Here is a 14,889-nt window from a genome sequence, read left to right as displayed (position 1 = left end):
TTCGAAGGCGAACTGGAGACAGGGGACCGCCACTATCGGGGTGCGCGGCCTCCGCTCTGCGGCACGGACTACTGTGGCCGCCCCCCAACATGGAACTCACGAAAACAAAATCGTGCACTTTTGGGCAAGGACACCAAGCTAGTGCAATAGCTCAATCAGGTGCCTTATATCAGCAGCGACAGCGTTTCGAACAATGCAAGATCATCCCTCTTTCCGGAACGCGCATGGCTCCGGAGCACCTTGAAAAAACACTCGACGAAACAGACTGCTGCATTGCTAAGTGTGCTATTACGCCGGCTGACGATGCTCAGTTGTCGCGGTTCGAAACGTTCACTCAGCGCGAGTGGACCCAGCCGCCCGCCGAACGGAGGTACGCGGCTCAGGATGGTCGGGCTCCAGGTACACATGTCCGCATGCTCGACCATCGTCTGCAACATCGCGACCGACTGAGCGCGCACGATCCGGCGTTCCTCTATCTGCGCGCCATGCCGCGTGAAAAGATAGTCAACAAGTCCGGCCAGCCCATCAGGTGGGAAATTCAGCACCCAGTCATCTTCCAGAAGGTCATGAATCGAAGATGCGCGCTCGTGCCGATGCCCCGCACGCACCATGACCGAAGACTCGTACGTGAGCAATGGCTCGCAGGCGAATTCCTGAACGCCCGCGCTCGGCTGCAATTGCCCGATCGCAAAATCCATGCTGCCGTCCCTAAGCAACGGTTGCGCGACAGTCATCAATCCCTCGAACAGTTCAAGCCGAATTTCAGGCATCTGCTTGCGAAACAGCAACACCGCCTCGGGCAGAAACGTCAGCGCGACCCAAGGCGTGACGCCGACCATCAATCGACCTTCGACGCGGCCGCGTAGCCGTTCGAGATCGCTTTGCGCATGCGCAAGTTGGTTCAGCACGAGCCGCGCGTGCGTGAGAAGCACCTTCCCATGCTCGGTGAAGCCGATACCCTCCGGCGCGCGGATCAGGAGCGGTAGTCGCTCGCTGGCTTCCAGTTCGCGAAGTGCGCGCGTGACCGCAGCCTGTGACAGGCCGAGAGCGCGAGCCGCGGCGCGGATACTGCCGGCGTCGGCGCTCGCCACCAGCGCTTCCAGTTGATGCAGTTTCACGAAGGGAACGGAGAGAAGAAGTGAGGTAAGGGACAACGAATGGTTGTCATCATAACAAACGGCTGGCTGGTCCCCGCTATTTTCGCTGCATACGATCCGCTTCAACACGCGTCGCCCGAAAGGAATACGGCGCTGAAAAGTGATTTCATACCCGGGAGAAGCAGTGAGGACAGAACGTCTATTGCCAGAAATCGAAGCCATCGAGAGCGAGATGATCGCGGTGCGCCGGCGACTGCATGCACAGCCGGAACTCGGCTTCGAAGAGCACGCGACGAGCGAGCTGGTAGCGACTTTGCTAACGGAATGGGGATATCGCGTCACCCGTGGAATGGGCGGAACAGGGGTCGTCGGCACACTCTCGCGCAATCGCGGCTGCAGCCTCGGCCTACGCGCCGACATGGACGCGTTGCCCATCCAGGAGGCGACGCAGCTGCCCCACGCGAGTCGGGTCAGCGGTGTCATGCACGCGTGCGGCCACGACGGACATACGGCGACGCTGCTGGCTGCAGCGAAATGCCTGGCGGCTCGACCGCAGTGGCGCGGCACACTCAACCTCATCTTTCAGCCGGCCGAGGAAGGCTTGGGCGGTGCGCTAAAAATGATCGACGAGGGACTTTTCAAGCGCTTCCCGTGCGACGCCGTCTACGCGATGCACAACGTGCCCGGCTTTTCCGCCGGCCGCCTTGGTTTTCATAGTGGCCCATTCATGGCGTCGGCCGATGAGGTGAGCATTCGCGTCATAGGGCGCGGCGGCCACGGCGCCTCGCCGCATCGTACGATCGATCCCGTCGTCGCCTGCGCGTCGATCGTCATGGCATTGCAAAGCATCGTCGCTCGTAATGTCGATCCTCAACATCCGGCCGTCGTCACGGTGGGTTCGATGCATGCGGGAAGCGCCTCCAACGTGATTCCGCCTCACGCCGACCTAATGCTGAGCGTTCGGACACTTTCGCCCGACGTGCGCGCGCTGCTCGAGAAGCGGATCGGCGAAATCGTGCACGGTCAGGCCGCGGCGTATGGTGCGCGCGTCGAGATCGACTATCGCCGTGACTATCCAGTGCTCGTCAATCATGCCGCGGAAACGGACCTCGCCCGGCAAGTGGCCCTCGACTGGGGCGGCCCTGACGCGTTGATAGGCGACCTTTGTCCGCTCATGGCGAGCGAGGATTTCGCATACATGCTGGAGCACTGTCCGGGCAGTTATCTGTCAATCGGTAACGGCGACGGCGAGCGTGGCGGCTCGCTTCACAACCCCGAATACGATTTCAACGACGATTGCCTCGCGATCGGCGCCAACTACTGGGTCCTGCTCGCCGAGCGGATTCTGCAATGACGCGCGTACCTGCTTCACACCATCAAACCATCGAACGGAGAAAGACGAAATGAAGAAGTGGACGATTGCGCTGTCGCTCGCCTGCGCAGCCCTGTCAGGAGCGGTTCACGCGGCGGACCTGAGTGGCAGGGAGATCCGGCTTGCCGTCGATCCGACGTATCCGCCGCTTGAATTCAAGTTGGCCGACGGCACGCTCACGGGCTTCGGCGTGGACATCACAAACGCGCTTTGCGCACAGATGCATGCAAAGTGCACATGGGTCGAGACGAGCTTCGACGGCATGGTTCCGGGCTTGCTCGCGCGTAAGTTCGACGTGATCTCGTCATCCATGACGATCACCCCGAAACGCATGGAGCAGATCGCGTTTTCCAGCAAGATTTCGAACGCGCGAGCGCGACTCGTCACGCGGCGCGGGTCATCGTTGCTGCCGGAGGCGGCGTCTCTGAAGGGCAAGCGCGTCGGCGTCGAGCAGGGTTCGAGTCAGGAAGACTATGCGCGTGCAATGTGGCAACCGGCCGGCGTGGAAATCGTGGCTTACCAGAATCAGGATCAGGTCTTCGCGGACCTGACTTCGGGGCGTCTCGATGCGGCATTCCAGGCATCCATTGAAGCAAGCGACGGCTTTCTGAAAAAGCCGGAAGGCAAGGACTTTGCGTTCGCGGGTCCGTCGATCGACGACCCGAAATACTTCGGCCAGGGCGACGGCCTCGGCATGCGCAAACAGGACGTGGAATTGCGCGAAGCCTTCAACAAGGCGCTCGCCGCGATTCTGGCGAATGGCACTTACGCGCGCATCAACAAAAAGTATTTCGACTTCGATATCTACGGCGCGAAGTAAGCAGCGGACACACATCGCCAGCGAAAAGAACGGCCGATGCCCGCCGTAAAAGGAGACGTGATGGATTTCGAAGGATTCGGGCTGGCCCTGCTCGAAGGAGCATGGACGACGGTCAGGCTCGCGGCGCTATCGCTCGGGTTGGCGTTTGTCCTGGGCCTCGCTGGCGCATCGGCCAGACTTTCCCGGCACGCGCTGCCACGCGCAATCGGCGCGGCGTATACGACATTGATCCGGTCCGTGCCGGATCTCGTGCTGATGCTGTTGCTGTTTTTCAGCACGCAGATGCTGCTCGACCAGGCCACGGACGCTCTTCGCATCGCGCAGATCGACATCGAGCCGTTCGTTGCGGACGTGCTGACGATAGGCTTCATTTACCGCGCTTACTTCACCGAGACATTCCGCGGCGCGTTCCTGGGCGTGCCACGCGGTGAACCAGAAGCGGGGATGGCATTCGGCATGTCCGGGTGGCAAGCTTTTCACCGCATCCTGTTCCCGCAGATGATGCGCCTCGCGTTGCCGGCCATCGGCAACAACTGGCAGGTGATCGTCAAGGCGACCGCGCTCGTATCCATCATCGGTCTCTCGGATATCGTGAAGGCGGCGCAGGACGCGGGTCGGTCGAGTCAACGCTTTTTCTTTTTTACGATCGTCGCCGCCGGTGTGTACTTGTGCATCACGAGCGTCTCGCACGTCGCATTAGCGAAGCTGGAAGCGCGCTTTTCGGTCGGCACGCGGCGGGCAACAGCATGATCGACATTGTCCAACAGTATTGCGAAACTTTCTTTTCACGAGCGGTTATCGGTACACCGGTCTCGTGGTAACACTATGGTTGCTCGTCACGTCGATTGCATCCGGATTTTTGCTGGCGCTTCCGCTCTCCGTGGCGCGCACCTCGTCGAACCGCTGGTTGTCGCGCGCCATCGGGCTATATACATATGTTTTCAGGGGCACGCCTCTCTATGTGCAACTGCTGCTGTGCTATAGCGGGCTTTATGGCTTGCAGGTCGTTCAATCGCATGCTCTGCTCGCGGACTTCTTCCGCAGCGCCATGAATTGCACGCTGCCGGCGTTCGCTCTGAACGACTGCGCGTACATGACCGAAATCCTCGCGGGCGCGATCCGCTCCGTGCCGTGGGGCGAGTTGGAAGCAGCACAGGCGATGGGCATGTCGCCCTTTATGCTATACCGGCGGGTGGTGATGCCATCGGCGCTGCGCCGCGCGTTGCCGATGTGCGGCAACGAGGTGATTCTCATGCTGCATTGAACCACGCTCGCGTTCACCGCGACGATCCCCGACGTGATGAATGTGACGCGCGACGTTAACTGCGACCTACGCTTCGTTCTCCGCATTCGGCATAGCAGCCTGCCTCTATGCCGCGGTCGCATTCACGCTTGTCTGGATTTTCCGCAAGCTGGAAGCTCGTGGGCTGTCCTTTTTGAAGCCCGCGGCCGCCGGCCGCCAGCATTGACTCGGGTAAGCATGACTACATCGGTTTTCTACAAGCTCGCCGTAGACAATGTGCACAGGCGCTTCGGCGAGCACGAGGTACTCAAGGGCGTGTCGCTGCACGCGCGCGCGGGCGACGTCATCAGCAATCATTGGATCGAGTGGGTCGGGCAAAAGTACCTTTTTGCGCTGTATCAACTTTCTCGAGCGGCCGACCTCCGGTTCCATCGCGGTCAACGGCGAATATCTGCATACCGTCACGGACGCGTCTGGAACTTTGCGTGTGACGAGCGAAAGGCAATTGCGCGCCATTCGCACGCGCCTTGCAATGGTCTTCCAGCACTTCAATCCGTGGGCTCACATGACGGTTCTTGATAACGTCGCCGAGGCGCTGGTCAGCGTGCTTGGCGCGAATCGTTTGCAAGCGCGCGAGCGCGCGCGTCACTACCTGGAGAAGGTTGGACTGGACGCCCGCCTGCACGCGAGCTATCCCGCTCATCTTTCCGGCGGCCAGCAGCAACGGGTCGAGATTGCGCGGGCGCTTGCGATGGAGCCTGATGTTCTGCTATTTGACGAGCCCACTTCTGCGGTGGACCCGGAACTGGTCGGCGAGGTGCTGCGCGTAATGAAGGCGCTTGCCAGGGAAGGACGCACGATGGTGGTCGTGACGCACGAAATGGCGTTCGCGCGGGAAGTGTCGGGGCGGGTGATGTTTCTCCATCAGGTCAAGGTCGAAGAAGAAGGCAATCCTGCCAATGTGCTCGTGCACCCCACCAGCATGCGCCTCAAGCAGTTCCTGTCTGGAAATTTGAAGTAAGCGCGGCGCCTGATGATCTGGAAGGGCAGCATACGTCTGGCTACGCAGCGTCCCCAGCAACATGTTCGTTAATTTCCACTACTAAAACAAAATGGTGATCCGATGAAAAATTTTATTTCGATGGCCGTGATGTGCGGCATCACTATTCCCGCACTGGCGCAGAGCAGCGTGACGCTTTACGGTTTGATTGATGAAGGCATTGACTTCACTAACAATGCAGGCGGCCACCAGGTCTATGAGATGACAAGCGGATATGCGCAGGGCAGCCGATGGGGCCTGAAAGGCACGGAGGATCTCGGCGGCGGCGTGAGTGCGATATTTCAATTGGAGAGCGGCTTTAACGTCAATAGCGGGGCGCTTGCACAAGGAGGGCGCCTGTTTGGCCGTCAGGCGTTTGCCGGTGTGGCCGGTGAGCACTTCGGGACGCTCACGCTCGGCCGCCAGTACGATTCCGTCGTCGACTATCTGGCCATGACGACAGCGAACGGCAATTGGGGCGGCTACGCCTTTTCTCATCCCTATGACAACGACAACACCGACAACACGTTTCGCCTGAATAACACCATCAAGTATGCGAGTACCATGTTCGGCGGATTTTCCTTTGGCGGTGCATATAGCTTCAGCAACGATACGGGCTTCGCGAACAATCGGCAGATGAGTGCGGGTGCCCAATACGCGATTGGCGACTGGCTTCTTGCCGCCGCTTACCTCAACGCCGACAATCCCGCGATGACATCAGGCGGTGCAATTTCGGGTGCGGCGGCCTCCGCCGGGGCCGATGGCAATTTCGTTTCCTCCAGACTGGAGATATTTGGCGCGGGGGTCAACTATACGGCGGGACCGGCCACGATCGGCTTCGTCTACACCAATACACACATTGACAAGCCGACAGCAAATGTCGCGTATTTGAACAGCGCGGAAACGATACAGCCCATTGCTGGACCACTAGCCGGTGGCACGCTCACGTCGTTAAAATTCCAGAACTTCGAACTCAACGGCAAGTACCAGTTCACGCCGGCGTTTTTCGTGGGCGGTGAGTACGTCTACACGATCGAACACTTTGATGCAACGACTGGCAGCGCGAAGCCGGCCATTCACACGGTTGGTCTGATGGCAGACTACAACTTGTCAAAACGAACGGATGTATATCTGCAAGCCATCTATCAACTGGTTACAGGCGACCACACTGGCTCATCGCTGGACCGCGCCTACGTACCCGGCGCACAGGATCTCTCCTCGACATCAAGGCAGGTTCTCGTTCGCGCAGCGCTGCGCCACGCGTTCTAACACCGAGCATAATCCGGAAATTACTGGATGCGCGACTGGAAGTTTTATTCCACTGGCATCGGCGGTGGCAGGCCCGTCTCGGCCGTCCGCTGTGCGGCCAGCATCGGCCTTCGGAACGGCCGTCGAGGCGCCTTGTCGACTGCCCGCTCATGGCCGGTCGCTGCCTTTGCCCGCCGCCGTCGAACAACATCATCGGGGGATTGCTTCCGTCCTGAGGATGCCATCAGCGTCTTCGCGTTTCGCTCCATGACACGGCCTGATTGCCATCGGCTAGGACCGCTCTAATGACGCCCGGGAAATCTTTCGGATCAACGGAAAGCGCCAGTGCGATTCGACCATTGACATAACCGACAATTATCAACTTTGTATTTGTAAGAGCTCTTTAGTAACGTCGGGTTTTGCCCTGTGAACCGCATGCATGACACATGCAGTCGACTAAAGACTCGTGGACCAGTGCGCGCGGCAAGTGTCGCGTCGAAAGCCATCGCGCGCCTGCCGCGCCCATCTCAAGAAAGCTCGAAGCAGGACGCGCACCTGTGCTTGCATCCCTCGCTACGCTTGTCCGACTCGGCGATATCCCGGATCTACTTCTCCGCACCTTCCGTCGCGCCGGCGATGATCCTCTGCCTGACCGGCTCACGTAAAAGTTCGTTATCCGGATCGACTCGCCGCAATTCCTCCAGCAACCGGCTAGTCAGTGCGTTCCGGCCGACCGCCTGTGCGTTCAACCATGCCGAATGCTGCTTGAGCGGCTCGATCGTGTTTTTCAACTGATCCGTCTGTTGCTTCCATTGCGCGGACTGAAGCGCACACTCCTGAAGCTTGGCATGAAGCATCTGTCTTTCCCGCGCAAACGCATTCTCCATCTCGGACATCCGCTGCAACATGTCGCCATGTCCCTGCGGACCCGTCGACCCAATGTTCCCCTGCTCTCTCGCGTTTGCCAATTTCCCTTCGAGGTCGCGAACCTGTTCTTCTGCGGCTGCCACGCGCGCTTCGGCAGCGGCGAGCCGGTCCGTGTCCGGATTCGCAACGTTCTGTCGCGCTTCCACGATGTCGTGCGCGGCCGCGCTTAGCGGCCAATCGCCCGAGCCCGACTCGATACCTCCTGCTCCATTTCCGAATCGCTCGTGGCTTTGATCCGGGAGCGCTGCGGCATCCGACGACCTGTGACCATTCGACATGTGCCCGCGCGTCGGCGTCGATTCACTGACGTCTTCGAAGGGGGCATTCCTCTGCGCGGCGCCATGCTGGAGATCCGCTATCTTGCGCTTGCAGGATTCCACTTCACTCAGCGTTCGGGTCAGGTCCATATACAGCATGCCGGTCTCGCGCTCGGCCTCCTGAGCGCGCTCTCTCAGCGCCTGTATTTCATCGCTGACTTGTCCGCGCACGCCTTGTTGCGCGGCCGACCAGAACCGGTCGATCGCATCACGCATTACTTCGCGCAAATCGGCGGGTATCGGCAAATCCTCGCGCAATGCATCCACCGACAGCAATCGCTCGCCGCGCCACTGCTGCAAAGTTTCCGCAATTTCCGGCAACTGCTGTCCGTAAGCCTCCAGACACACCGATACCGGCGAGATAGCGCGCCCTTCGTTTTTCAGGCGAGTTGCAATTTGTAATATGTCGTTCCTGTCCATGATCGCCCTTTGCAATTTATCGTCGCGGCCCGGCAGACCAAGCGTATGTCCGACCGGCAACATAGGATCAAAGATTGAGCAGCGGCCATTCCTGATGCTGAATCGCGGTCGCCCTTCTTCGGAAAAACCGCCTCGGCTGACTTTATAGATAAGATCAATCAACGCTTTTGTGCAAATTTTTTTCGAAACGCCGTGCTTTTCGCACGAATTTTTTCGGTAACTACCGAACGGACGCAAGCACTGCGACGCAATAAAGGGGTAAATGCTACGCACTTTAGCCGGCGAAAGTTACCGGAACAAAAATATCCTTTCCGATGGGCTGCCTTTCAAATCGACTTCGCGCGTCAGACCTGCTGGGCATCGTTCACTGATTGCGGTCGCGGAGAACGGGCGAATCGGTCAACATCGCGCTCTGCGCGCGGCGCTCAGCAAGGCGCTCTTCGTTCGGAGACATGGATTTCATCTTCAGTCCGCGCAGACGCTCCAATCAACTCACCTGCGACGACTGCCGTTTCGACAATTCCGTCGCACGGAACAGGTAAACTGCTGACTTTTTGAGACTGGTGGTATGTTGCAAGCCCCGAAGCGCACAGCGCTCAGCGGCCCGACGCTGATTCGCCTGCTTGCGCGCCTGACGGACCTCGATGTTCCCGAATCCCGCCAATCGCTCTCGGACCGGCTAAGCCAGTGGCTTGGCTGGACCGACGCGATTGCGCTGTCGTCGGCGCTCAACGGCAGTCCGCCAGTCGTCGCCGCCGGCGCGCGAGCCTTTGGCAGCGTGGAAGAGAACGAGTGCGCCCGTGTGCGCACCGCGCTGGTGCGCGCCATCGCCGACGATGGCGCGGCCCCCGTCGTCAGGCGGCGCGGCACCGCGAAAGTGCCCCAGAATACGGCCGCAGCCGATTTCCCCGTCTTTCGCCAGCGCTGTCTCGTCATTCAGCAGGCGATGGAGACCGACATCGGCCTCCTCCGCGGCCGTCTGCGCGCGATGCTCGCCGCCAAAACGCCCGCCATGACCCGGCTCGCGAGGGTGGACGCCGTCATGGAGCGCGCGCTGAGCGAGCGCGAGCGGAGTTTGCTGGCCGCCGTGCCCGCGTTGCTCGGGAGGCATTTCGAGCGCTTGCGCCAGGCCGAGCAAGCGTCGCTGGCCGCCGCCCAGGCCTCCGGCGACGCTGCGGAGGCCACCCCCGGCGCCTGGCTGGACGTTTTCCGCAAGGACATGCAGAGCGTGCTGCTCGCCGAACTGGATGTTCGTTTTCAACCGGTCGAAGGGCTGCTCGCGGCCCTTCGCACCTGCTAACTGGGACGCCATGTCCAGATATCGTTTTGATTTTGTTGTTTTTTTCGCAGGTCTGGCCGCTCCGTGCTGGATTGCCGCCGGCTACGTCGGCTCGAACGCGCTGGCGCTGGCCGTCACGCTGCTGGTCGGCGCCTGCTATGTTGCGGGCGCGCTCGAACTTCGACGCTACAGCGAGGCCACGTCCACGCTGACGCGCGCGGTCACAAGCTTGTCCGCGCCGCCGGCCAGCCTGGGCGCCTGGCTCGACACCTTGCATCCCAGCCTGCGTCACGCGGTGCGCCTGCGCGTCGAGGGTGAGCGCGTGGCCTTGCCGGGGCCGGCGCTGACGCCGTATCTGGTCGGCCTGCTCGTGTTGCTGGGCATGCTCGGCACGCTGCTGGGCATGGTCGCGACGCTGAAGGGCACCGGCACGGCGCTGGAGAGCGCGACGGACCTGCAGGCGATCCGCGACTCGCTGGCCGCGCCGGTGAAGGGGCTGGGATTTGCATTCGGCACCTCGATTGCCGGCGTGGCCACCTCCGCCATGCTGGGGCTGCTTTCCGCGTTGTACCGGCGCGAGCGGATCGAGGCCGCGCAACTGCTCGACGCGAAAGCCGCGACAACTTTGCGCATCTACTCGCAAACCCACCAGCGCGAGGAATCCTTCAAGCTCCTGCTGCGGCAGGCCGAGGTGATGCCCGCCCTGGTCGATCGGCTCCAGGCGATGATGGCAACCATCGAGCGGCAAAGCGTGGCGTCGAACGAGCGGCAAATCGCCAGCCAGGACGCGTTCCACGGCAAGACCGAGGCCGCCTACACGCGGCTGGCTTCGTCGGTGGAGCGCTCGTTGAAGGCGAGCGTCGCCGAAAGCACCCGGGCCGCCGGCGCGGTGCTGCAACCCATCGTCGAGGCCACGATGGCGGGTCTCGCGCGCGAGACTGCCTCGCTGCACGACACCGTCACGCACGCGGTCGAGCGGCAACTGGACGGGCTGTCGAACGGTCTCGAGACGACGACCGCTGCGGTGTCGGACATCTGGAACCGCGCACTGGCCGAGCACCAGCGATCGAGCGAGGCGCTTTCGCAGCACCTGCACGCGTCGCTGGATCGGTTTGCCGAAACCTTCGAGCAACGCTCGGCGGCCTTGCTCGAAGGCGTCGCGACGCGCCTCGAAAGCACGGCGGGGAGCGTGTCGGAAGCGTGGAATCAGGCGCTGTCGCGGCAGGAGAGCGTCGGCGAGACGCTGGCGGGCCAGAATCAGCAGGCGCTGGCGCTGGCCGCGGCGACCTTCGAGCAACACTCGGTTTCGCTGCTGCGCGACGTCGGCCAGTCGCACGCGGACTTGCAGGCGAAACTGGCATCGCGCGACGAGCAACGGCTGGCGGCGTGGTCCGAGACGCTCGGTTCGGTCGCCGCCACGTTGAGCCGCGAGTGGGAGCAGGTAGGCACGCGCACCGCGAGCCGGCAGCAGGATATCTGCGACGCGCTCGAACGGACCGCGCGCGACATGTCGGCCCAGACGCAGGCGCACGCCAGCGAGACGATCGCCGAGATCTCGCGACTCGTGCAGGCCGCGTCGGAAGCGCCGAAGGCCGCGGCGGAAGTCGTCGCCGAATTGCGCCAGAAGCTCTCCGACAGCATGGTCCGCGACACCGCGATGCTGGAGGAACGCAGCCGTCTGCTGGCAACCCTCGAAACGCTGCTCGACGCCGTGAACCATGCGTCCACCGAGCAGCGCTCGGCCGTCGACGCGCTCGTCAGCACGTCGGCGGATTTGCTGGATCGAGTCGGCACCCGCTTCACCGAGCACGTCGAGGCCGAGACGGGGAAACTCTCCACCGTCGCCGCGCAGGTCACGGGCAGCGCCGTCGAGGTGGCGAGTCTGGGCGAGGCGTTCGGCGTGGCCGTGCAGTTGTTCGGCGAGTCGAACGACAAGCTGGTGGCCCACCTGCAGCGCATCGAAGCCGCGCTGGACAAGTCGCTCTCCCGCAGCGACGAGCAGCTTGCTTATTACGTGGCACAGGCGCGGGAAGTCGTTGACCTGAGCTTGATGTCGCAGAAGCAGATCGTCGAAGACTTGCAGCAGCTTGCCGGACAGCGGGTGCCTGCCGGAGTCGAAGCGGCATGAGTGTCGAAAGCGTGGAAAGCGAAGTCGACGGCGGCGTGGACTCCACGACGCCCGTCTGGGCCGTGTTCGGCGACCTGATGTCGGTGCTACTGGGTGCGTTCGTGCTGATCCTCGTGGGCGTGATCGGCGTGCAGCTCGAACTCTCGACCCAGCTTCAACGCGAGGTCAAGGAGCGGCAGCTGGAAACGCAGCGCCGCAAGACACTTGAGCAGGCGCTGGCGGGGCCGCTGGCGGCGGGCCGGGTGACGCTGGTCAACGGACGCATCGGCATCAGCGGCAGCATGTTGTTCGCGCTGAACTCCGCTCAGTTGCAGCCTGAAGGGCGCAACGTGTTGAAGAGCCTGGCCGCGCCGCTGTCCGCTTACCTCCAGTCGCGCGAGGAGATCCTGATGGTGAGCGGTTTTGCCGATGACCGGCAGGTGCGCGAGGGCAACCGCCGCTTTGCCGACAACTGGGAACTGTCGGCGCAGCGCGCGCTGACGGTGACCCGCGCGCTGATCGATGAAGGCATTCCCTCCTCCTCGGTATTTGCGGCCGCATTTGGCTCAGAGCAGCCCGTGAGTTCGAACGCCGATGTCGAGGGACGGGCCAGGAACCGGCGGGTGGAAATAGCGCCGGTCCCGAAGCCGTCGACGGCGACCGCGACCGCGACGGCGACAGCAACGGCGAGGCCCCGTGAATAGCGGCGGCGGTACGGCGAATCGCGCCCGGGCAATGCTCGACGCATGGCGCGAGCTTGGCGCCGATCGGCTCGATCCGGTGCGCTTCAGTTTGATCGTGGCGCTGGAACGGCGGGCGGCCGGCCACGGCGGCGAGGTGCGACGCATCCTGGACGATAGGCTGTCGACGCTGCTCGATGCTTATGCCGAAGCTGTCGCCGGTGCCGACTGCGCAGCGACGGCGCAAGCCGCGCCCGCTCGCGGCGCGCTTGGTGGACTGGTCGATTACATGGCTGGCCACGCGCCGGCGGAGGCTGAGGGCGCCCTCTCCTATCCCGAACTGGAAGCGCTCGGATATTTCAGGGACACGTGGTCGAGGCTCAGTAGCGAGCGACAGTTGCGGCAGTCGCAGGCGCAAGTGCCGGGGAATGCCGGTCCGCTTAACTCGAATAGCCTCGTGCATCGGTCGCTCTCGCTGATGCGCGAGTTGTCGCCGGGGTATCTGCAGCAGTTTTTATCGTACGTAGATGCCTTGTCGTGGATGGAGCAGTTGAACGGTGGCAGCGCTTTGGCGAAGGATGCGCCTCGTGGCGGGGGCGTAAGGAGGAGTGTTCGGGGTAGAACGCGCCAGGTCTAGCGAGTACCTCACAGTCATTGGCCGATCAAGCCGGCTCCATGCCCTGCCGACGCTTGGCGGCGTCCGCTTCTGGTGAGACCAGAAACGCCAGCAGCGACCCCGCGGCCTCGGGCTGCCGACACGCCGAGCACACCGCAGCCGAAAAAACCGTAACGACCTGAATCTCCGGCGGCAGCGCCCCGATCACATCGATCCCCGGCAAGTGCATCAGCTCGCTCAATTGCTGGAAGCCAAGCTCCACTTCCCCACGCGCAATGAGCGCGCCCACCGGAACGCCAGGCGGCGCCTGCACGATGCGCGACGCGATAGTCTCACCGATGCCCCAGCGCTCGAACAAGCGCGTGAGATGCGCGCCGCTCGGACCCGTCGAATAGCCGATGCTGCGCGCGGCCAGAATGGCGTCGCGAACGGCCGCTTCATTGCCGATTGCCGGTCGCGGCGCCCCGGCCGCCACCGCGATCGCCACGCCCGAACGCGCCAAATCGACCCGGCTGCCGGGATCGACCCGCCCGGCCGCAGCCAGCCGGTCGATCGCCTCGGCTGCGAGCACGACGATATCGAACGGCTCACCGTCCTCGACGCGCCGGGCCGCCGCCACGCCTCCGACCGATTCAATCGTCACGTGCTGCCCCAAGTGCTGCTCGTACGTCTCGACCAGTTCCGTCAGCATCTGACGCGTCGCCATCGAAGAGATGCCGGTGATTTGCGTGCTCGTCTCGTTCATGATCACGCACCTTAATCGATATAGCGCAGCCCGGCCTTTTGCAACGGTTCGCGCATGTTGTACATATCGAGGCCGAGCACGCCGGAAGCCAGCTTCGCGCGCTTCTCGCCTTCGAACGCTTCGCGCGCGGCCGCCTTCTCCAGCACCTGCCGCGCCAACGCCGCGGGCACCACGACCACGCCATCGTCATCCGCGACGACGACATCGCCCGGCGTGACCAGCGCCCCCGCGCACACCACGGGAACGTTCACGGAACCGAGCGTCGCCTTGACCGTTCCCTTCGACGAGATCGCGCGGCTCCACACCGGGAAGTTCATTTCAGCGAGCACGCGCACGTCGCGCACGCCGCCATCGATGACAAGCGCACGCGCGCCGCGCGCCTGGAAGCTCGTCGCCAGCAGGTCGCCGAAGAAGCCGTCGGTCGATTCGGTCGTGACCCCGGCCACTACGATGTCGCCCGGCTGGATCTGCTCGGCCGCGACGTGCAGCATCCAGTTGTCGCCCGGTTGCAGCAGGACGGTGACAGCCGTTCCGCTCGTCTGCGTGCCGCTGTAGATCGGGCGCATGTACGGCTTCAGCAGGCCGACGCGGCCCATCGCTTCGTGCACCGTCGCCGAACCGAATGCACCGAGCTTCGTCGCGACGTCGCCGTCCGCGCGCTGGATGTTGCGATACACCACACCAAGTTCATACATGATCAATGTCCCTTCGTTTTGAGCGCTGCATCGAGGCGCGGATAGACGCGTCGCGCGTTGCCCTCGTAAATCTTGTACCGCTCGTCCGCATCGATGTGCGCGGCTTCGACATAGCGCTTCGTGTCGTCGAAATAGTGTCCCGTCTCCGGATCGATGCCCCGCACGGCGCCGATCATCTCGCTGGCGAACAGGATGTTGTCCACCGGGATCACGCGCGTCAGCAAGTCGATGCCCGGCTGGTGATAGACGCAGGTATCGAAGAAGACGTTGTTCAGCAGATGGTC

13 protein-coding genes and 2 pseudogenes are annotated in these 14,889 nt (G+C 62.6%); 10 read left to right on the top strand and 5 right to left on the bottom strand.

Annotation, left to right across the window (positions count from 1 at the left end; translation table 11 throughout):
- Window positions 1-164 precede the first annotated feature (164 nt).
- Window positions 165-1,118 (bottom strand): LysR substrate-binding domain-containing protein, encoded by a 954-nt coding sequence (locus AWB68_RS28735; RefSeq protein ID WP_235028549.1) that lies wholly within the window; start codon window positions 1,116-1,118, stop codon window positions 165-167.
- Window positions 1,119-1,329: 211 nt separating this feature from the next.
- Between AWB68_RS28735 and AWB68_RS28730 the strand changes: the two genes are divergently transcribed.
- The 6 genes and pseudogenes from AWB68_RS28730 to AWB68_RS28705 all read left to right on the top strand — a co-directional run bounded on the left by AWB68_RS28730 (window position 1,330) and on the right by AWB68_RS28705 (window position 6,840).
- Window positions 1,330-2,451: a M20 aminoacylase family protein gene (locus AWB68_RS28730; RefSeq protein WP_087647717.1), complete on the top strand. Its 1,122-nt coding sequence runs from the start codon at window positions 1,330-1,332 to the stop codon at window positions 2,449-2,451.
- Between the two features lie 49 nt (window positions 2,452-2,500).
- Window positions 2,501-3,289, top strand: coding sequence for an ABC transporter substrate-binding protein (locus AWB68_RS28725; protein ID WP_087647716.1), 789 nt, complete (start codon window positions 2,501-2,503; stop codon window positions 3,287-3,289).
- Window positions 3,290-3,349: 60 nt separating this feature from the next.
- Window positions 3,350-4,039, top strand: coding sequence for an ABC transporter permease (locus AWB68_RS28720; protein WP_087647715.1), 690 nt, complete (start codon window positions 3,350-3,352; stop codon window positions 4,037-4,039).
- Window positions 4,036-4,758 (top strand): annotated as a pseudogene (gene hisM, locus AWB68_RS28715) (histidine ABC transporter permease HisM). The gene AWB68_RS28720 and the pseudogene hisM overlap by 4 nt, the downstream one beginning before the upstream one ends.
- 11 nt (window positions 4,759-4,769) lie before the next feature.
- Window positions 4,770-5,553: pseudogene (locus AWB68_RS28710) on the top strand (ATP-binding cassette domain-containing protein).
- A 102-nt stretch (window positions 5,554-5,655) separates the two neighbouring features.
- Window positions 5,656-6,840, top strand: coding sequence for a porin (locus tag AWB68_RS28705; RefSeq protein WP_087647714.1), 1,185 nt, complete (start codon window positions 5,656-5,658; stop codon window positions 6,838-6,840).
- A gap of 584 nt (window positions 6,841-7,424) precedes the next feature.
- Here the strand turns inward: AWB68_RS28705 and AWB68_RS28700 are convergent.
- The gene (locus AWB68_RS28700) at window positions 7,425-8,645 is read right to left on the bottom strand and encodes a DNA-binding protein (protein ID WP_125483069.1); all 1,221 of its coding nucleotides are present in this window, start codon (window positions 8,643-8,645) and stop codon (window positions 7,425-7,427) included.
- A 406-nt stretch (window positions 8,646-9,051) separates the two neighbouring features.
- On the opposite strand from AWB68_RS28700, the gene AWB68_RS28695 reads away from it, so the two are divergent.
- The 4 genes from AWB68_RS28695 to AWB68_RS28680 are packed head-to-tail and all read left to right on the top strand — an operon-like array spanning window position 9,052 to window position 13,186.
- Entirely contained in the window at window positions 9,052-9,783 is a 732-nt protein-coding gene (locus AWB68_RS28695; protein ID WP_087647712.1) for a DUF3348 domain-containing protein, read from the top strand.
- A gap of 10 nt (window positions 9,784-9,793) precedes the next feature.
- Window positions 9,794-11,890, top strand: coding sequence for a DUF802 domain-containing protein (locus AWB68_RS28690; protein WP_087647711.1), 2,097 nt, complete (start codon window positions 9,794-9,796; stop codon window positions 11,888-11,890).
- Entirely contained in the window at window positions 11,887-12,573 is a 687-nt protein-coding gene (locus tag AWB68_RS28685) for an OmpA family protein (protein WP_374729617.1), read from the top strand. Before AWB68_RS28690 ends, AWB68_RS28685 begins: the two co-directional genes overlap by 4 nt.
- Complete coding sequence (locus tag AWB68_RS28680; protein WP_087647710.1) at window positions 12,566-13,186, top strand: DUF2894 domain-containing protein; 621 nt, start codon at window positions 12,566-12,568, stop codon at window positions 13,184-13,186. Before AWB68_RS28685 ends, AWB68_RS28680 begins: the two co-directional genes overlap by 8 nt.
- 25 nt (window positions 13,187-13,211) lie before the next feature.
- Here the strand turns inward: AWB68_RS28680 and AWB68_RS28675 are convergent, their stop codons facing one another.
- The 3 genes from AWB68_RS28675 to AWB68_RS28665 all read right to left on the bottom strand — a co-directional run.
- On the bottom strand, window positions 13,212-13,910 hold the full coding sequence (locus AWB68_RS28675) for a substrate-binding domain-containing protein (RefSeq protein ID WP_087647730.1): 699 nt from the start codon (window positions 13,908-13,910) through the stop codon (window positions 13,212-13,214).
- 11 nt (window positions 13,911-13,921) lie between these two features.
- Window positions 13,922-14,605, bottom strand: a complete 684-nt coding sequence (gene ligK, locus AWB68_RS28670) for a 4-carboxy-4-hydroxy-2-oxoadipate aldolase/oxaloacetate decarboxylase (RefSeq protein ID WP_087647709.1) — start codon at window positions 14,603-14,605, stop codon at window positions 13,922-13,924.
- 2 nt (window positions 14,606-14,607) lie between these two features.
- Window positions 14,608-14,889: amidohydrolase family protein (locus tag AWB68_RS28665; RefSeq protein WP_160110082.1), on the bottom strand; the 282-nt coding region annotated here is incomplete at its 5' end.

The sequence above is a fragment of the Caballeronia choica genome (genome assembly GCF_001544535.1).
Taxonomy (GTDB): Bacteria; Pseudomonadota; Gammaproteobacteria; order Burkholderiales; family Burkholderiaceae; genus Caballeronia; species Caballeronia choica.
Note: the sequence above shows the minus strand (reverse complement) of the source record. Positions and strands in the feature narration are given on the sequence as shown.